Annotated in this window: 15 protein-coding genes and 1 pseudogene; 3 read left to right on the forward strand and 13 right to left on the reverse strand. The window is 67.1% G+C overall.

What is annotated here, in order from left to right; all coding sequences use genetic code 11:
- Nucleotides 1-144: 144 nt before the first annotated feature.
- The 10 genes and pseudogenes from V5F48_RS03405 to V5F48_RS03450 all read right to left on the reverse strand — a co-directional run bounded on the left by V5F48_RS03405 (nucleotide 145) and on the right by V5F48_RS03450 (nucleotide 13298).
- A complete protein-coding gene (locus V5F48_RS03405; RefSeq protein WP_394040080.1) occupies nucleotides 145-612 on the reverse strand; it encodes a hypothetical protein in 468 nt (155 codons plus the stop codon).
- 12 nt (nucleotides 613-624) lie between these two features.
- Entirely contained in the window at nucleotides 625-1638 is a 1014-nt protein-coding gene (gene moaA, locus V5F48_RS03410) for a GTP 3',8-cyclase MoaA (RefSeq protein WP_394040082.1), read from the reverse strand.
- A 224-nt stretch (nucleotides 1639-1862) separates the two neighbouring features.
- Nucleotides 1863-2543: pseudogene (locus tag V5F48_RS03415) on the reverse strand (carbonic anhydrase); the annotation flags it as partial.
- Nucleotides 2530-2913 carry a hypothetical protein gene (locus V5F48_RS03420; RefSeq protein ID WP_394040084.1) on the reverse strand — a complete coding sequence of 128 codons (384 nt, stop codon included), beginning with the start codon at nucleotides 2911-2913 and terminating at the stop codon, nucleotides 2530-2532. The gene V5F48_RS03420 and the pseudogene V5F48_RS03415, both read right to left, overlap by 14 nt.
- Before the next feature lie 9 nt (nucleotides 2914-2922).
- Nucleotides 2923-3750, reverse strand: coding sequence for a peptidylprolyl isomerase (locus tag V5F48_RS03425; protein WP_394040086.1), 828 nt, complete (start codon nucleotides 3748-3750; stop codon nucleotides 2923-2925).
- Between the two features lie 5 nt (nucleotides 3751-3755).
- Nucleotides 3756-4532 carry a respiratory nitrate reductase subunit gamma gene (narI, locus tag V5F48_RS03430; RefSeq protein ID WP_394040088.1) on the reverse strand — a complete coding sequence of 259 codons (777 nt, stop codon included), beginning with the start codon at nucleotides 4530-4532 and terminating at the stop codon, nucleotides 3756-3758.
- 12 nt (nucleotides 4533-4544) lie between these two features.
- A complete protein-coding gene (gene narJ, locus V5F48_RS03435) occupies nucleotides 4545-5255 on the reverse strand; it encodes a nitrate reductase molybdenum cofactor assembly chaperone (RefSeq protein WP_394040090.1) in 711 nt (236 codons plus the stop codon).
- Complete coding sequence (narH, locus tag V5F48_RS03440) at nucleotides 5255-6781, reverse strand: nitrate reductase subunit beta (RefSeq protein ID WP_394040092.1); 1527 nt, start codon at nucleotides 6779-6781, stop codon at nucleotides 5255-5257. The genes narJ and narH overlap by 1 nt, the downstream gene beginning before the upstream one ends.
- Nucleotides 6778-10521, reverse strand: coding sequence for a nitrate reductase subunit alpha (locus V5F48_RS03445; protein ID WP_394040094.1), 3744 nt, complete (start codon nucleotides 10519-10521; stop codon nucleotides 6778-6780). The genes narH and V5F48_RS03445 overlap by 4 nt, the downstream gene beginning before the upstream one ends.
- A 17-nt stretch (nucleotides 10522-10538) precedes the next feature.
- Nucleotides 10539-13298, reverse strand: a complete 2760-nt coding sequence (locus V5F48_RS03450) for a nitrate/nitrite transporter (RefSeq protein WP_394040096.1) — start codon at nucleotides 13296-13298, stop codon at nucleotides 10539-10541.
- Between the two features lie 245 nt (nucleotides 13299-13543).
- On the opposite strand from V5F48_RS03450, the gene V5F48_RS03455 reads away from it, so the two are divergent.
- On the forward strand, nucleotides 13544-14239 hold the full coding sequence (locus tag V5F48_RS03455) for a cyclic nucleotide-binding domain-containing protein (RefSeq protein WP_394040098.1): 696 nt from the start codon (nucleotides 13544-13546) through the stop codon (nucleotides 14237-14239).
- Nucleotides 14240-14438: 199 nt separating this feature from the next.
- Here V5F48_RS03455 and V5F48_RS03460 read toward each other — a convergent pair whose 3' ends face one another.
- Together V5F48_RS03460 and V5F48_RS03465 are read right to left on the reverse strand one after the other, a co-directional pair.
- The gene (locus tag V5F48_RS03460) at nucleotides 14439-15809 is read right to left on the reverse strand and encodes an ATP-binding protein (protein WP_394040100.1); all 1371 of its coding nucleotides are present in this window, start codon (nucleotides 15807-15809) and stop codon (nucleotides 14439-14441) included.
- Nucleotides 15806-16540 carry a response regulator gene (locus V5F48_RS03465; protein ID WP_282889136.1) on the reverse strand — a complete coding sequence of 245 codons (735 nt, stop codon included), beginning with the start codon at nucleotides 16538-16540 and terminating at the stop codon, nucleotides 15806-15808. Before V5F48_RS03465 ends, V5F48_RS03460 begins: the two co-directional genes overlap by 4 nt.
- A 172-nt stretch (nucleotides 16541-16712) precedes the next feature.
- Here V5F48_RS03465 and V5F48_RS03470 point away from each other — a divergent pair, with 172 nt between their 5' ends.
- Together V5F48_RS03470 and V5F48_RS03475 are read left to right on the forward strand one after the other, a co-directional pair.
- Complete coding sequence (locus V5F48_RS03470; RefSeq protein WP_394040103.1) at nucleotides 16713-17246, forward strand: EF-hand domain-containing protein; 534 nt, start codon at nucleotides 16713-16715, stop codon at nucleotides 17244-17246.
- 63 nt (nucleotides 17247-17309) lie between these two features.
- Nucleotides 17310-17807 (forward strand): cytochrome b, encoded by a 498-nt coding sequence (locus V5F48_RS03475; protein WP_394040105.1) that lies wholly within the window; start codon nucleotides 17310-17312, stop codon nucleotides 17805-17807.
- A 21-nt stretch (nucleotides 17808-17828) separates the two neighbouring features.
- Here V5F48_RS03475 and V5F48_RS03480 read toward each other — a convergent pair whose 3' ends face one another.
- Nucleotides 17829-18542 (reverse strand): ABC transporter ATP-binding protein, encoded by a 714-nt coding sequence (locus V5F48_RS03480; RefSeq protein ID WP_394040107.1) that lies wholly within the window; start codon nucleotides 18540-18542, stop codon nucleotides 17829-17831.
- Between the last annotated feature and the right edge of the window lie 4 nt (nucleotides 18543-18546).

Genomic DNA, 18546 nt, shown 5'->3' on the forward strand with positions numbered 1-18546 from the left:
ACTCGCCTCAGCGCGGTCCGGGCAATAGACTTGCACGCCGTGCGAGAGCGTTTGTATCCCGTTTACGGCAAGGAACGGCTGCCGGTCCAAAGTCAGAGCATCCAGCCCGTCCCTCTGTCGTCCATCCGTGCGCGGATTCTGACATCAGAAGAAGAGCAACCCATGCCCGCCGGCACCTGCGCCGAGGATTGTCAGCGCGGACACGAGCAGCAGGATCAGATGGAGCTTCAGCGCGCGCCCGAGCAGCACTTCCGGCGCCGCGTGGGCGGCGGCGGCGATGCGCCGGCCCAGGAGCGGCTCCACCACGAACACCACCGCCATGAAGAGGGTCCAGACCGCCACCATGGCGGTCATCCACCAGAAGGCGGGGTCGGCGAAGCGGTCCCACAGGTTGAGGCGATGGGTCATCCAGAAGCCGGTGGCGCCGGCCATTGGGATGGAGATGCGCACCTGCGCGGCAAAGCGGTGCTCGATGCGCTCGAACAGGTCCACGCCGGCCGTGCCCGCCCGGCGGGCCAGGGGCAGGATGACAAGCGTCACGAACGACACGCCGCCGATCCAGTGGACGATGGCCAGCAGGTGCAGCGCCCGGACAAGGATAGTGTCATCCATGGAGGGACCGCCTCAACCGCCCAATGCCGACATGTGGCGGGCGAGCGCGGGCGCGCCGCCGCGATCGATGACGAAATCGTGCCCCCGCGGCTTGGCGCGGATGGCCCCGGCTATGGCCGCGTGCAGCGGGCCGTCGTCCGGGCTTGCGCGCAGCGGTGTCTTCAGGTCGCAGGCATCCTCCTGCCCCAGGCAGGTGTAGAGCACGCCCATGGCGCTCACCCGCACGCGGTTGCAGCTCTCGCAGAAGGAATGGCTCATGGGCGTGATGAAGCCGATGCGCCCACCGGTGCTCCCGACCCGGGCGTAGCGCGCCGGGCCGCCGGTGCGCTCCGCCGTGTCCGTGAGTTCGAGGCGGGTCTCGATCAGCGCCCGCAGCCGGTCGAGCGGCAGATACTGGTCGATGCGGTCGGCGCCCACGTCGCCCAGCGGCATGGTCTCTATGAAGGTGAGGTCCATGCCGTTGCCATGGGCGAAGTCGATGAGGTCGAACACCTCGTGCTCGGTGAGAGCGGCCAGTGCGACGGCATTGAGCTTCACCTTCAGTCCGGCCTCCCGCGCCGCGCGGATGCCGTCCATCACCTGCCCCAGCGTGCCGCGGCGGGTGAGGGCGCGGAAGCGGGCGGGATCGAGGGTGTCGAGGGAGACGTTGAGGCGCTTCACGCCGCAGCGGGCGAGCGCGTCGGCGTGGCGGGAGAGCTGGGTGCCGTTGGTGGTGAGCGTCAGCTCCTTCAGCGCGCCGCAGGAGAGATGGCGCGACAGGGCGCGGAACAGGTCCATGATGCCCTTGCGGACCAGCGGTTCGCCGCCGGTGATGCGCAGCTTGGTGACGCCCATGGCGATGAAGGCGCTGGCGAGGCGGTCCAGTTCCTCGATGGAGAGCACCTGGTCGCGCGGCAGGAAGGTCATGTCCTCCGCCATGCAATAGACGCAACGCAGGTCGCAGCGGTCGGTCACCGACAGACGCAGATAGGTGATGCGGCGGCCGAGCAGGTCGACCATGGCGCAAGGAGCCGGGGACGGACGCATGTTCAGATCTCCTCCATGCCCGCCGGCGCGCCAAAGGCCGCGTGGGCGCGCCGCGGCGCGACGGCCGGAACCGCCGGGACAGCGGGGAAGGCGCCGCAGGTGCAGGCATCGCCGCAGGCCGGCAGTTCAGCAGCGTTCAGGTCGGCCACGTCCAGCTCCAGGAAGGCGGCGATGGCGTGGAGCCGTGCGGCGGACATGGGTTCCTGCGGGGCCGCAAGCAGGGTGTCCAGGGGGCGCAAGGCGGCAAGCTCGGCGCAGGACGAAAGGGTGGTGCCGAGGTCGCGCAGCAGCCCGTCGCCGATGCCGTAGATCCAGCCGTGGACGGTCACGTCCAGGCCGCGCGTCCAGGCCGATTTCAGCACGGGAGTGGCGGCGAGGCGGCGGATCTGCAGTTCCACGTTCAGCTCGCACATGCGGTCGAGCCGCCTTTCCGCGAGGCCCGGCGCATCGAGCGCCCGGCGGTGGCGCGCGTGAAGTTCCACGATGGGCGCAAGCCAGTGGTCCACCAGGCCGCCGTCCACCGCGCCGTCCGCATGTTCAAGGGCGCGCCGCACGCCGCCGCAGCCGTAATGGCCGCAGACGATGACATGGCGCACCCGCAGCACTTCCACTGCATATTCCAGCACCGCCAGCATGTTCATGTCGCTGGAATGGATCACGTTGGCGATGTTGCGGTGAACAAAGATCTCGCCCGGGTCGAGGCCCACCACGTCGTTGGCCGGCACCCGGCTGTCGGAGCAGCCGACCCAGAGGAATCGGGGTGCCTGCTGCTCGGCGAGGCGACGGAAGAAGGTGGGGTCCTGCGCGCTCTTGGCATGGGCCCAGGCGAGATTGTTGTCGAACAACTCGTCGAGCACGGCGCCGGACAAGCTGCGCGCCCGGCTTGCGGGATCAGGGCGCTCCATCGGCGCCTCCCGGGTGCGCCTCATTCGCGTGGTCGCCGCACCCGCCGGTGCCGCTGCACCCGCAGCCGCCCTCCTGCGACGCGGCGGCGGACGCATCGGCCTTCAGGGCCCACTCCATCATGGCCCTCAGACAGGTGGCAGCGGGGTCCGTGCCCTTTTCCAGCGCGGTCATGAGGGCGAGCCAGTCCTCGTCCGAAGCCCCATTGCTGAAGCGGGCGCAGGCAGCGGCGGCATAGTCCGCCGCGCCCTCACCGAATGGGGCGCCGGCCGCCTCGGCCCGCGCCGCGAGGGTCACGTCGCCGAGGGAGAACAGGATCTCCTCGGCAAACCGCCCGTCCTGGAGTTGCTTAAGGAGGGTGCCGAGCAGCATCTGCGCCTCCTATTGCACCAGGGGCGAGGCCGCCCCGTCCATGGCGACGCCGCGGATCTGCGCGCGCCCGACCAGGAGGCTCAGGTACTGGCGCACGGCGATGTGCCAGGCGGTCAGCTCCAGGTGCCCGGCGATGACCGGCTCGACCGCCTCGAACGGCAGATCGCGCCCGTCGATGCGGTGGGCGAGGTGCACGATGTGGAAGCCGTAGCGCGTCTCCACCGGCTCGGGATGCACCATGCCGGGCGCCAGCGCCGCGAGCGCCGCCTCGAACTCGGCCACCGTCTGCCCCCGACCGATCTGGCCGAGGCTGCCGCCCACCTCGCGGGAGGGGCAGGCGGAATGCGCGCGAGCCATCGCCTCGAACGCGGCTTCGCCCGAAAGGATCTGCGCGAGCAGCGCCTGCGCCGTCGCGCGCGCCTCGGCCCTGCCCCCGGCATCGTCCGGGGCGGCGGGAATGAGGATGTGCGCCACCTCGAATAGGTCGTCGGTGCGGAAGCTGGCGCGGTGGCGCTCGAAATGGCGGCGGCAGGTGGTCGTGTCCGCCGTCGGCACCTTCACTTCCTGCTCCAGCAGGGCACGGATGGTGGCCTCCTCGTCGGTCTCGCGCGACCCGTCCGGGTGGGCGGCGGGCAGGGCGGCGATGTCGAGGCGGTCGGCCTCGGCCAGCAGCAGCTCGCGCACCACCAGAGCGCGGGCGGCGGCGTGCCAGGCCTGCGCCGGCGTGGTGGCATGGTGGTTCTGGATCTCCCGCGCGATCTCGGCGCGGGAGATGATGACGCCATTGACCGAAACTTCGTCGGGTCGCGTGGCGCGGGTGGCGGCAACCTGTGTCATGGCGCTCACTCCGCCGGGCTGCGGGCGGGAAGGGCGGCCGCCGGCCGCACCGCGGCGATGGGCGCACGCGCGGCCATGGGAACCCCGGCGCGGCGCGGCAGGCGGGTGCGCACCACCTGATAACCGGTGCGGCCGAGATACCAGACCGGCGCGCTCCACACGTGCACGAGGCGGGTGAAGGGGAATACCAGGAAGATGGTCATGCCCAGCACCAGATGCGCCTTGAACACGGGGCTGACGTCCGCCACGTAAGCGGCGGCCGAGGGCTGGAGGGTGAGGATGCCCTGCGCCCAATTCATGAACTTCACCATCTCGTGCCCGTCCATGTGCTGGAGCGAGATGAAGATCGTGGAGAGCCCCAGCGTCAGCTGTACCCACAAAAGGAGCAGGATGGCGGTGTCGCCGAAGCTGGAATTCGCCCGGATGCGCGGATCGAACAGCCGGCGGTGAGCCAGAAGCGCGATGCCGACAAAGCACATCACCCCGGCGATGCCGCCCGCTGTGATGGCGAGCCCCTGCTTGAAGCTGTGAGACACACCCAGCGCATCGAACACCCAAATCGGGGTGAGCAGGCCGCCAGCATGGCCGATGAAGATGACCAGGATGCCCACGTGGAACAGGTTGGAGCCCCAGCGCAATTGCCGCTTGCGCAGCAATTGGGACGAGCCGGTCTTCCAGGTGTATTGCTCGCGGTCGAAGCGGATCAGGCTGCCGAGCAGGAACACGGTGAGGCAAAGATAAGGATACCAGCCGAACAGAGCGGCGTTGATGGCCTCGGACATGATCGCCCTCCCTCAAGCGACGGTGTGGCGCGCGTCGCGCTGGGCGGCACGCAACTGGGTTCTGAAGCGATCCACGGAGCAGGCGCCCATGCCCTCGCCGGGCCCAAAGGTGACCGCAGTCTCCTCCCAGGCAGCGTCGAGGGCGGCAAAGTCGTCCACCGGTTCATCCACCGCAGGTGCTGGGGATGGGGCGGCCACCATCCCGTCGGCCGCCAGTGTCCGCAGCGCGGCGAATACGGCCGCATAGGCGGAGCCGCGCGACGTGAGCCGCTCCTCGAGGCTCGCGAGGATGTGGGCGATGTCGGCCATCAGCCCCCGCGCCTCGGTCAGGGGCCGGGTGGAGAGAAACTCCAGGAACAGGGGCAGATAGTCCGGCAGTTCGTTGGCGATGAGCACGAGCCCGCCCTTCTCATAGATGCCGGCGAGGTCCACCATGGCCTGCCCGCGATCGCGGCTTTCTCCGTGCACGTGCTCGAACAAATGCAGCGACAGGCGCCGGGTACGGTCAAACAGACCGACATAGGTTTCCTGCAGAGCGAACAGGTCCTCCTGCGCCAGTTCCGCGATGAGGGGGGCAAGGGCAGCGCGCTCCGGCGCTGCCACAAGGCCTTCCAGCGCGAGCACGTCGGCGATGGCCGGCGCGGCGGCCGCCAGGTCCTCGCTGGGATAGGCGAGGAGGGCGGACAGCGCCTTGAAGCTCAGGTTCGGGGACGCGCTCGCCATCACTCCACCTCCATCGGGGTGCGGGCCTTCTTCGCGGAAGGACTGCCGAACAGGTTGAGATCACTGTCGCCGCCGGAGCAGCCGTTGCCGAAGGAGAAGCCGCAGGACCCGCGCAGATCGTAGGCGTCCTCGCTCCATTCGCGGTGCGCGGTGGGGATGACGAAGCGGTCCTCGTAATTGGCGATGGCCATCACCTGGTACATGTCGTCGATGGCCGCACCCGTGAGGCCGACCTTGGTGGCAATGGCCTCGTCGATGCGCCCGTCCACGGTCTTGGCGCGCATATAGGCCCTCATGGCCAGCATGCGCTCCAGCGCCAGGGCGACCGGCTCCTCATTGCCGGCCGTGAGCAGGTTCGCAAGATACTTCAACGGGATGCGCAGGGAGCGCACGTCCGGCATCTCGCCGTCGAGCCCCATCTTGCCGGACGCGGCGGCATTCTGGATGGGCGAGAGCGGCGGCACGTACCACACCATGGGCAGAGTGCGGTATTCGGGATGGAGCGGGAAGGCCACCTTCCACTCCATGGCCATCTTCCAGATCGGCGAATGGCGTGCCGCCTCGATCCACGCGTCGGGCACGCCGTCGGCGCGGGCCTGGACGATCACGGCGGGGTCCTTGGGATCGAGGAAGAGGTCGAGTTGGGCCTGGTAGAGCTTCTTCTCGTCCTCGACGCTGGCAGCTTCTTCGATGCGGTCGGCATCATAGAGCAGCACGCCGAGATAGCGGATGCGCCCGACACAGGTCTCCGAGCAGACGGTAGGCTGGCCCGCCTCGATACGCGGATAGCAGAAGATGCACTTCTCCGACTTTCCCGAAGACCAGTTGTAATAGATCTTCTTGTAGGGGCAGCCCGACACGCACATGCGCCAGCCCCGACACTTATCCTGGTCGATGAGGACGATGCCGTCCTCCTCCCTCTTGTAGATGGCGCCGGAGGGGCAGGCCGCCGCGCAGGTGGGATTGAGACAATGCTCGCACAGGCGCGGCAGGTACATCATGAAGGTATTTTCGAACTGGCCGTAGATGTCGGCCTGAATACCCTCGAAATTCGCGTCCTTCCTGCGCTTCTCGAACTCGCCGCCGAGGATCTCCTCCCAGTTCGGGCCCCATTCGATTTTTTCCATCCGCTCGCCTGAAATCAGCGAGCGCGGGCGGGCGGTGGGGAAGGCCTTGGATTCCTTCGCCGTCTGCAGGTGTTCATAATCGAAGGTGAAGGGCTCGTAGTAGTCATCGATCTCGGGCAGGTCGGGATTGGCGAAGATGTTGGCGAGGATGCGCCATTTCGCGCCCATCCTCGGCTCGATCTTGCCGTTTTGCTTGCGGCGCCAGCCGCCGTTCCACTTCTTCTGGTTCTCCCACTCGCGGGGATAGCCGACGCCGGGCTTGGTCTCCACATTGTTGAACCAGGCGTATTCGACGCCCTGGCGGCTGGTCCACACATTCTTGCAGGTGACCGAGCAGGTGTGACACCCGATGCACTTGTCGAGGTTGAGAACCATGGCGATCTGGGCACGGATCTTCATTGGGCCATCTCCTTCGCCGGGGTGGTCGAAAGGGGCTCTTCCAGCCAGTCGACCTTGTTCATCTTGCGGATGACGACAAACTCGTCGCGGTTTGATCCCACGGTGCCGTAATAGTTGAAGCCGTAGGCCAGCTGGGCATAGCCGCCGATCATGTGGGTCGGCTTCAGCACCGTGCGGGTCACCGAGTTGTGGATGCCGCCGCGGTTGCCGGTGAGCTCGGAGCCGGGCGTGTTCACGATCTTTTCCTGGGCGTGGTACATCATCATCATGCCCGGCATGACACGCTGGGAGACCACCGCGCGGGCGGTGAGCGCGCCATTGGCGTTGAACACCTCCACCCAGTCGTTGTCCACGATGCCGGCACTGCGCGCGTCATCCTCCGACACCCACACCACCGGGCCGCCGCGGTTCAGCGTCAGCATCAGGAGGTTGTCGGTGTAGGTGGAGTGGATGCCCCACTTCTGGTGCGGGGTGATGAAGTTGAGCACGATTTCCTTGTGCCCGTTGGGCCGCGCGTCGCGGTGACCCACGATGGTCTTCAGGTCCACCGGCGGCTTCCACGTAACGAGGCCCTCGCCGAACGCGCGCATCCAGAGATGATCCTGGTAGAGCTGCTGGCGGCCGGAGAGGGTGCGCCACGGGATCAGCTCGTGCACGTTGGTGTAGCCGGCGCTGTAACAGACCGTCTCGCTCTCGATGCCCGACCAGGTGGGCGAGGAGATGATCTTGCGCGGCTGGGCCTGCACATCGCGGAAGCGGATCTTCTCGTCCTCCTTCGCCCGCGCCAGGTGGGCATGCTCGCGCCCGGTGGCCTTGGAGAGGGCATCCCACGCCTTCACCGCCACCTCGCCATTGGTCTCCGGCGCCAGCATGAGGATGACCTCGGTGGCGTCGATGTCAGTCTCTATCTTCGGCAGGCCTTTAGCTGGGCCGTCGCGATGCACGCCGTTGAGGGCGCGCAACGCATCCACCTCGTGTCCGGTCTTCCAGCCGATACCCTTGCCGCCGTTGCCGATGCTCTCCATCAGCGGGCCGAGGGCGGTGAAGCGGGCATAGGTGGCAGGATAGTCGCGCGTCACCACGGTGACCTGCGGCATGGTCTTGCCGGGAATGGGCTCCACTTCGCCCTTCTTCCAGTCCTTCACGTCCATGGCCTGCGCCAACTCGCCCGCCGTATCGTGCAGGATGGGGGTGAGGACCGTGTCCTCCTCCACGCCCAGCACCTCGGGGGCGACTTGCGAGAAGGCTTTCGCGATGCCCTTGTAGATGTCCCAGTCGGAGCGGGCTTCCCACGCCGGGTCCACCGCCGCGGACAACGGATGGATGAAGGGATGCATGTCCGAGGTGTTGAGGTCGTTCTTCTCGTACCAGGTGGCGGTGGGCAGCACGATGTCCGAGTAGACGCAGGTGGTGGACATGCGGAAGTCCAGCGTCACCAGGAGATCGAGCTTTCCTTTCGGCGCCTCTTCATGCCAGACGACTTCCTTGGTGCGCACGGCGCCTTCCGCGCCGAGGTCCTTGCCCATGACGCCGTTTTCGGTACCGAGCAGGTGCTTCAGGAAGTATTCGTGCCCCTTGCCGGAGGAGCCGAGCAGGTTGGAGCGCCAGATGAACAGGTTGCGCGGCCAGTTCGCCTCATGGTCCGGGTCGTGGCAGGAGAGTTCCAGCTCGCCCGACTTCAGCGCGGAGGCCACATAATCCTTCACCTCGCGGCCCGCCGCCTTCGCCTGGCGGGCGATGTCCAGCGGGTTCTGCTTGAGCTGGGGCGCGGAGGGCAGCCAGCCCATGCGCTCGGCCTTCACATTGTAGTCGATGAAGGTCTGGTTCCAGTCCCCCTCCGGTGCGGTGGGGGAGAGGATCTCGCCGGCGGTCAGGGTCTCGTAGCGCCACTGGTCGGTGTGGGCGTACCAGAAGGAGGTGGCGTTCTGCTGGCGTGGCGGGCGGCTCCAGTCGAGGCCGAAGGCCAAGGGCTGCCAGCCGGTCTGCGGGCGCAGCTTCTCCTGCCCCACATAATGCGACCAGCCGCCGCCGGACTGGCCGACGCAACCGCAGAACACCAGGAGGTTGATCACCCCCCGGTAGCTCATGTCCATGTGGTACCAATGGTTCATGGCGGCGCCGATGATCACCATGGAGCGGCCGTTGGTCTTTTCCGCATTGGTGGCGAACTCGCGCGCCACGGTGACGATGGCCCCGCGCTTCACCCCGGTGATGCGCTCCGCCCAGGCGGGGGTGAAGGGCACATCGTCGTCATAGGAGGTGGCGATGTGATCGCCGCCGAAGCCGCGGTCGAGGCCGTAGTTCGCCATCATCAGGTCGTAGACGGTGGCGACCTTCATTTCGCTTCCGTCCGCGGCCGCCAGAGTACGCACCGGCACGTTGCGGGTGAGGATCTCGCCGTGCTGGGTGGCGACGAAATGCTCGGTGGCGCGCCCGCCGAAATAGGGGAAGTCCACCGCCGCGATCTCGTCGGCGCAGTCGGCCAGCGTCAGCTTCAGGCGAATGGCGCGGCCGTTCCCGTCCTTCTCCTCCAGGTTCCACTTCGCCTGCTCGCCCCAGCGGTGGCCGATCGAGCCGAGCGGCGCGACAAGATCGCCGGATGCCTCGTCCAGCGCCACCGTCTTCCATTCAGGATTGTTGGCCTCGCCCAGCGCTCCCGGCAGGTCGGACGCGCGCAGCATCCGCTCGGCCACCAGATGCCCGTTCTGCTCCACTAGGCGGACCAGGAACGGCATATCCGAGTAGCGCCGCAGGTAGTCGTCGAAATAGGGCACCTGCCGGTCGACGTGATATTCCTTGAGGATCACATGGCCCATGGCGAGAGCCAGCGCCGCGTCCGTGCCCTGCTTTGGGTTCAGCCAGATGTCGGCGAACTTGGTGGCTTCGGCATAATCGGGCGAGACCACGGCGCTCTTGGTGCCCTTGTAGCGCACCTCGGTGTAGAAATGGGCGTCCGGCGTGCGGGTCTGCGGTACGTTGGAGCCCCACACGATGATGAACCCGGCATTGTACCAGTCGGCGCTTTCCGGCACGTCGGTCTGCTCGCCCCAGGTCTGGGGGGAGGCGGGCGGCAGGTCGCAATACCAGTCGTAGAACGACAGGCACACGCCGCCGATGAGCGAAAGATAGCGTGCCCCCGCCGCATAGGAGACCATGGACATGGCCGGGATGGGCGAGAAGCCCACCACCCGGTCCGGCCCGTGGGTGCGCACGGTATAGGCGTTGGCGGCGGCGATGATCTCGTTCACCTCGTCCCAGGTGGCGCGCACCAGGCCGCCATGGCCGCGGATGGAGGTGTAGGAGGCGCGTGCCTGCGGATCCTCCACGATGGAGGCCCAGGCCGCCACAGGCGAAAGCTTTGCCCGCGCGGCGCGCCACAGCTTCAGAAGCCGGCCGCGGATCATCGGATACTTCACCCGCGCGCCGGAATAGAGATACCAGCTGTAGGAGGCGCCGCGGGCGCAGCCGCGCGGCTCGTGATTGGGCAGATCAGGCCGCGTACGGGGATAGTCCGTCTGCTGGGTTTCCCAGGTGACGATGCCGCCCTTGACGTAGATCTTCCACGAGCAGGAGCCGGTGCAGTTTACGCCATGGGTGGAGCGCACGATCTTGTCGTGCTGCCAGCGCTTCCGGTAGCCGTCCTCCCACGAGCGGTCCTCGTGGGTGACGATGCCGTGGCCGTCGGAGAAGGTCTCCGTTTCGCGGCGGAAGAAGGTGAGACGGTCAAGGAAATGGGACATGTTCTTCCTGCCTCCCGTTACGCGGCCGTGGCCGGACGGTGGGTGGGGCGCGGGGTGATCCCGCGCTCGACGTCATGGAGCAGACCGCCCTTGCGGGTGTAGACGGCCCATGTGAGCACGAGGCAGCTCACGTAGAAGATGAGGAAGGCCCACAGCGCCGCCTCGGGCGAGCCGGTAAGGGCGATGGAGGAGCCGTAGCCCTTGGGGATGAAGAAGGCCCCGAAGGCGGCAATGGCGGAGGTGAAGCCGGTGATGGCCGCCGCCTCCTTCTCCGCCTGCCGGCGCCGCGTCTCGGCGTCGGCTCCCGGCATCAGCCGGTCCATTTCCTTCGCCATGATGGCCGGGATCATCTGGAAGGTGGAAGCGTTGCCCACCCCGGTGGCGAAGAACAGCACCAGGAAGGAGCCGAAGAAGGCCCAGAACGCCCAGGGCTCGGAGCGCATGCCGATGGACCACAGCACGCCGGATACGCCCGCCATCATCAGCACGAACACATAGATGGTGACGCGCCCGCCGCCGTAGCGGTCCGCAAGCCAGCCCGTGCCGGAGCGCGCCAGCGCACCGACCAGGGGGCCGAGGAAGGCGAACTTGAGGGCGTTTACCTCCGGGAAAAGGATGTTGGTGAGCAGCGGAAAGCCCGCCGAATAGCCGATGAAGGAGCCGAACGTGCCGGTGTAGAGCCAGCACATGATCCAGTTGTGCTTGCGCTGGAAGATCACCGCCTGCTCGCGGAACGAGGCCTTGGCGGAGGCGATGTCGTTCATGCCGAACCACGCCCCGAGGGCGGACAAGATGATGAACGGCACGAAGATGAAGCCGGCATTCTGCAGCCACATGGGGGCCGTGCCGCCCGCCGCCTTCACCATGGCCGGTTCGCCGCCGAGGCCGCCGAAGATGCCCATGGTGATGACGAGGGGCACCACGAACTGCACCACGCTGACCCCGAGATTGCCGAGGCCGGCATTGAGCGCCAGCGCATTGCCCTTCTCCGCCTTCGGGAAGAAGAAGGAGATGTTGGCCATGGAGGAGGCGAAGTTGCCGCCGCCGAAGCCGCACAACAGCGCCAGGATCAGCAGAACCACATAGGGCGTATCCGGATTCTGCACCGCATAGCCGATGCCCAGCGCCGGGATGATCAGCGACCAGGTGGTGAGCGTCGTCCACAGGCGCCCGCCGAAGATGGGCACCATGAAGGAATAGAAGATGCGCAGCGTCGCTCCGGTCAGCCCCGGCAAAGCGGCGAGCCAGAACAATTGGTCGGTGGTGAAGCGGAAGCCCACCAGCGGCAGCTTGGCCACCACCACCGACCACACCTGCCACACCGCGAAGGACAACAGCAGCGCCGGGATGGAGAGCCACAGGTTGCGCCGCGCGATCGCCCGGCCGGTCTTCTGCCAGAAGGTGGGGTCTTCCGGCCGCCAGTCGGTGAGGATGGCGCCGCGCACGGCGGCGGGGACCGCGGCGGCCGCAGGCTGCATGCCCTGCATTTCCGGCAGCTCGGGCAGCTTATCCAGCGTCTCGCCGGTGGCCTCCTTCTCCATCTGGCGGATGGCAAGGTGCATCCATGCCAGCGAACCGGCGGCGAGCACGAACAGCAGCATGAAGCAACTGGTCCACAGACCGGTCAAATCGTTGAGCACGCCGAACATGAGCGGCAGGATGAAGCCGCCGAGCCCGCCGATCATGCCCACGAGGCCGCCCACGGCGCCCACGTTGTTGGGGTAGTAGACCGGAATATGCTTGTAGACGGCCGCCTTGCCCAGGGCCATGAAGAAGCCGAGCACGAACACCGCGACGGTGAACCCCACCACGCCCATTTCCATGTGGAAGGCGATGGGGCCATGGATGCCCTGCACCACATAATCGGTGGGCGGATAGGACAGGATGAAGGTGGCCACCACCGAGACCAGGAAGGTCCAGTACATCACCCGCCGGGCGCCGTAGACGTCCGAGAGATGCCCGCCATAGGCGCGAAAGATGCTGGCCGGCACCGAGAAGGCGGCGGCGATCATGCCGGCGCTCGTGATGCTGAGGCCGTAGACCTTCACCAGATACTGGGGCAGCCACAGGGCCAGCGCGACGAAGGCGCCGAACACGAAGAAATAATAAAGGGCAAAGCGCCAGACCTGGATATTCTTGAGCGGCTCAAGCTCCAGCCACGCGCTCTTCGGCCGGACGCCGAGGCGGCGACGCTCCACCAGCACGGGATCGTCCTTGGTGGTGAAGAAGAACACGATGGCCATCACCACCAGCGCCGCCGCCCACACCTGAGCTACCATCTGCCAGCCATAGGCGACGAGGACGAAGGGGGCGAGGAACTTGGTGACGGCAGCGCCCACGTTGCCGGCGCCGAAGATGCCCAGGGCCGTGCCCTGCTTCTGCGGCGGGTACCAGCGCGAGACATAGGCGACGCCCACCGCGAACGAACCGCCGGCAATGCCAACGCCGAGGGCGGCGAGGAGGAATTGCGGATAGGTGGTGGCGTAGGTCAGGAGGAAGGTAGCGAGGGCTGCTGCAAGCATGGTCAGGCTGAAGACCACGCGCCCGCCGTAACGGTCGGTCCAGATGCCCAGCGCCACGCGGATGAGCGAGCCGGCGAGGATGGGCGTTCCCACCAGAAGGCCGAACTGGGTGTCCGAAAGCCCCAGGTCCTGGCGGATGCGGATGCCGATGATGGAAAAGATCGTCCACACCGCAAAGCATACGGTGAAGGCGATGGTGCTCATGGCGAGGGAGGTCCGCTGGTCCGCGGCGCTCACGTCTCGAATGGGTTGCATGGCTTGATCTCGCCCGTTGCAAAAGCACGGCTGCGTCGTGCGCCAGCAAACTGCCTGATCAAGCTACCGGCTTCTTTGATTTGTATCAGCTTCAATGCAATGAACTGAGATGATGACGATGGGACGATTTCGCTTCATGAAGAATAGACATCTGAATGTTCTTTATTTGATTTTATATGTCTCAACGATTGATATTTATCAATTGTCGGGATATTGTCTCTCGCTCCGCCGCAGGTGAGGAAAGAATGAAGCCCGAGGATGCCGATGCCATCAGGCACCTCCCCTTGTTTCGGGAGGCAAAGAAGGAGACGTTCGCCAGAATGATGCGGACTGGCCTTCTTCAACGCTTTCCCCCAGGTGTCACCATCATCAACGAAGCCGACCGGGCCGACTTCCTGCACGTAGTGGTGGACGGATTGGTGGAGATGTTCGCGGCCGATGGCGAGCGGGAGACTACGATCAGTCTGGTTCGCCCGATGGGGACCTTCATTCTGGCAGCGGTCCTCAACGATCAGGCTTACCTCCAATCGGCCAGAACGCTGGGCAAATCCCAGTTGCTCATGATTCCGGCCGAGCATGTGCGCTCCGCCTTGGGGGCCGATGCCGGCTTCAGGACCGCCGTGGTGACAGAGCTCGCGCGCGGCTATCGCTGCACCATAAAGGAATTGAAAAATCAAAAGCTGCGCACCGGCGCAGAGCGCCTTGCCAATTGGCTAATCCAGAACATGGCGCATTCTCGTACAGAAAGCATCATTGAGCTTGATTTTGAAAAGCGAAAACTCTCCTCTCTGCTCGGAATGACGCCAGAAAATCTTTCTCGCGCGTTCGCAACGCTAAAGGATTTGGGTGTATCTAGCGCCGGCTCCTCGATCCATGTTGGGGATGTGGAAGCCTTGCATCGGTTCGCTCGGCCAAATCCGCTCATCGACGAACCTGAATGACCGGTCTCGGCATGGCTCGCTGGTCTGACGGGGTACGCCGTCCTGCAACATCACCTGGTCCCGCAACAGTTTCGCCACAATCCGCTTCAGCTTGGCGTCCTCGGGCTGGCGCAGACGCCGCATCTCCGCTGTTGCCCTGGCTCGCTCTCGCGGTCCTCGCCCTCGTCTGGATCGGCTGGTGCGCGGCGGGGAGAGACGTCTACGGCTCACGCGACGCGTTCGCCCGAGCCTTGGCCCCTTGGTTCGCCGCCGGCAGGCGGACCGTGGCCCGCAGCCCGCCTTCCGGCCGGTTGGACAGGCTCACCTCGCCTCCATGGGCGCGCAGGATCGCGCGGGCGATGGGAAGCCCGAGACCTGCACCGCCGGTCTCGCGCGAGCGGGAGGTTTCCAGCCGCTCGAAAGGGTCGAACACCCGCTCCAGATCCGCCTCCGGGATGCCCGGTCCGGCATCGTCGATGGTGACGAAGGTCTCTGTCCCGGCAGGGCTGATCCCGACTGTCGCGCCAGCGCCATAGCGCTGGGCGTTCTCCAGGAGGTTGCGCAGCGCGCGGCGCAGGGCCATCCGGCGGAGCGGGAGGACGTGTGGCGGCGACTCGGCGAGGGTGACGGGTGGGCCCGAGGCGGAAAGCTCCGCCGCAAGATCGGCCAGCAGGCCGTTCAGGTCTACCGGCTCCAGGGGCTCCGCCACCGACACGCCGCGCGCGAAGGCCAAGGTGGCCTCGGTCATCTCCTGCATCTCGTCGAGGATGAGGGCCATGCGCTCGCGGATCTCGTCGTCCTCCACCATCTCCGCCCGCAGCCGCAAGGCGGTGATGGGCGAGCGCAGATCGTGGCCGAGCGCCGCCAGCATGCGTGTGCGCTCGCCGATCATCTTGTAGAGCCGCTCATGCATCCGGGCCAAAGCCTCGGCGAGCGCGCGCACCTCGCGCGGGCCGTCGCGCGGCAAGGGTGGCGGCTCGGCGCCGAGCCCGAAGGCGTCGGCCGCGTCGGCCAGCGCGCGCAGGGGGCCGGTGATCCGCTTGAGCCCCAGCCAGAGCGCGCCGAGAAGCAGCAGCAGCGTCAGCAGGGTCGAGGCGAGCGCCTGCGGCGGCAGATGCATGCCGGGCCGCTCCAGCCGGGCGGCGGCGTTGAGCCAGAGGCCATCCGAGAGCGGCAGCGAAAGGCGCAACTCGGCCGGGGCGATGCCGTAGTCCCTCAGCCATCGCATGGGGGGCGGTGGCCCATGGCCGCGATGAAAGGTGTCCCAGGCCTCCTGCGCGCGGGCGCCGGGCCAGTCCACCGCAATGTCCGAACGGCCCTCAGGTACTGCAGGATCGGGGGAGAGCGCGAAGCGCAGGGCACGGGAGGTGGCAGCCTCCACCAGTTCGCCGCGCACGGGCGCGGGGGCCCCGTCGACGAGCCTGGAGAGCCGCGTCGCGTGCTCGGCCGCCATGGCCCGCTGATCCGCCCGGATGATCGCGCCCCGCTCCGCCGTGAACAGCCAGAAGCTGGCGATCTGGCCGAGGATCATGGCCGCCACCGAGAGCAACGCCACCTGGGCCAGAAGGCTGCGGGGGAGGGGGAATTTCATCTCGCCTCCCGCACATCGGCGGCGAGGCTGTAGCCGCCCGCCCGGATGGTGGTGATGATCTTCGGCTCGGCGGGGTTCACCTCGATCTTACGGCGCAGGCGGCTGACCTGGTTGTCGATGGTGCGGTCGAAGGCGTCGGCGCTGCGGCCGCTGGTCAGGTCCATCAGCTGGTCGCGGGAGAGCACGAAGCGGGGCCGCTCCAGAAAGGCCACCAGCAGCTTGAATTCTGCGGTGGTGAGGGCGACCTCCCGTCCGTCCGCCGCATGCACGAGTTGGCGGCTGTCGGTATCAAGGACCCAGCCGGCAAAGGCCAGCTTGCGCCCGCCGAGGGCGCCCGCCAGCAGTTCGGGCCGCTCGCTGCGGCGCAGGATAGCTTTCACCCGGGCCAGCAGCTCGCGGGGGCTGAAGGGCTTCACCAGATAGTCGTCCGCGCCGATCTCAAGCCCGACCACCCGGTCGGTCTCCTCCGCCAGCGCGCTGAGCATGAGGATGGGTGGGCCGCCCGCAGCGCTCAGGCGACGCGCCGCCGACAGCCCGTCCTCGCCCGGCATCATCACGTCGAGGATCACGAGATCGAAGCGTCCGCCCCGCAGATGCTCGTCCATCTCGGCCGCCGACTTCGCGGTGGTGGCGCGCAGGCCGTTCTTCTCCAGGTACCGGCCGACCGCGTCGCGGATCTCGCGGTGATCGTCCACGACCAGGATGTGGGGAATGTGAGGGTGCTCGGCCATGAGGCAGGTTTAGCGCCTCCTTGGGCGACCCGGAAAACCAAATGTCGCGTCCGGTCGCGAAGGCAGGGGCTTGCGACAGAGCGATACACTTCGCCCCTTCCGCCGATATCCTGCCGCGACGCGGGCCGCCCATCCTCCACCCATCGAAATGCACAACCGATGAGGTGAGGACATGAAACGCAAGACGCTCGCGATCCTGGGCGCCGTCGCCGCAATTGCCGTGGTCGGCGCTCTCTCCATCCCCGCCATTGCCGGTGGCCCGGGCGGCTGCTGGGGCCGCGGTCCCGGCTTCGGCATGATGGGCGGCCATGGCGGTCCCGGCTGGCAGGGCATGGGTGGCCCAATGGGCGGTGGCATGGGCGGTGGCATGCATGGGCCTATGGGCCGCTTCGCCGCCGCGCAGGTCTTCATGACCTTCGATGCCGACGGGAACGGCACAGTGACCGTCGCCGAGGCGGAGGCCGGCATCGAGAAGTTGCGGGCGAGCCATGATGGCGACGGCAACGGCACCTTGTCCCGCGAGGAGTTCGGCAAGCTCTTCGCCGAGGTGACGAAGACCATGGCCGACCGTCCCTTCGCCATGCTCGACGCCAATGGCGACGGCCAGCTGAGCGCCGAGGAGATGCGTTTCCCCGCCCAGATGATGGCGCGGATGCAGGCGTGGCACGGCCAGCAGGCTGCGCCCGGCGCCAAGCCGGGGAACTGACCTGGAGCAGGTGGCGGCCCCGGGCGGGGGCCGCCACCTCGTCCGACACGGAAAGGAGAGGACATGACCGCCCCCATCACCACCGGATATTCCCGCACCCAGATCGCCCTGCATTGGGCCGTTGCGGCCCTCGTTGCCGCCCAATATCTCTTCAACGATGCCATCGCCGAGGCCTGGAGCGCTTATGTGCAGGGCAAGGCCTACGGCTTCGACCCGCTGGTGCTCGCCCATGTGGCGGGTGGCGTCCTCATCCTCGCCCTGGTCCTGTGGCGCATCGCCCTGCGCACGACGCGCGCCGCGCCGCCGCTGCCCGAGCGCGAGCCCCCGGCGCTCGCCGTGTTGGCAAGGGTGACGCATCTCGCTTTCTATGGCGTGCTGATCGCCCTTTCGGCCACCGGCGCCCTCGCCTGGTTTGCCGATGTGCGGCCCGCAGCGAGCGTCCACAACGTGCTGAAGGTGGTGCTGCTGGCGCTGATTGCCCTGCACGTCCTCGCCGTGATCTTTCACCAGAGCGTGCTGAAGAGCGGCATCATGCAGCGCATGGTGCGTCCCGGCGTCTGAGGGCGGGGGCGTCGCGGGATCTCAGGCGGGCGAAGCCGCTTCGGCTTCCAGCCGGCCATCGCGAAGGGCGAAGATGCGGTCGAAGCGATCAAAGATCTTCTCATCGTGGGTGACGGCGATGATCGCGGCATCCTGATCGATGGCGACCTTGCGCAACAGGTCCATGACGATCGCGGCGCGCTTGGAATCGAGGGCCGCGGTGGGCTCGTCAGCCAGGATGATGCGCGGGCGATTGGCCAGTGCGCGGGCGATCGCGACACGCTGCGCCTCCCCGCCCGAAAGCTTGGCCGGCATTGCCGAGCGTCGATTGCCGACCTCCAGATAGTCGAGGAGCTCGACCGCGCGTGCCCGGGCGGTCTCGGCATCCTTGCCGGCCAGACGCAGGACGAGGGCCACATTCTCGGTTGCGTCGAGAAACGGAATCAGGTTGTGGAACTGGAAAATGAAGCCGATCTTGTCCAGCCGCAGACGCCTGAGATCGGACCTCAGCCAGCGCCCATCCTCGATCACGCGCTCGCCATCGAGCGCCATCGCCCCGGACGAGGCGCCGAGGATGCAGCCGATCACGTTCAGCAGCGTCGTCTTGCCGGATCCCGACGGACCCAGCAGAGCCACGACCTGGCGCGGGTAGACCGTCAGCGAGACGTCGCGCAGGGCATCGACACGCGTTGTTCCCGTGCCGAAATGCTTGGAGATGTGATCGAGGCGAACCAGGGGATCACCGGCCAATGGCATGTGC

Origin of the sequence: Xanthobacter autotrophicus ATCC 700552 (assembly GCF_043194565.1) — a bacterium.
GTDB classification, from domain to species: Bacteria; Pseudomonadota; Alphaproteobacteria; order Rhizobiales; family Xanthobacteraceae; genus Xanthobacter; species Xanthobacter autotrophicus_F.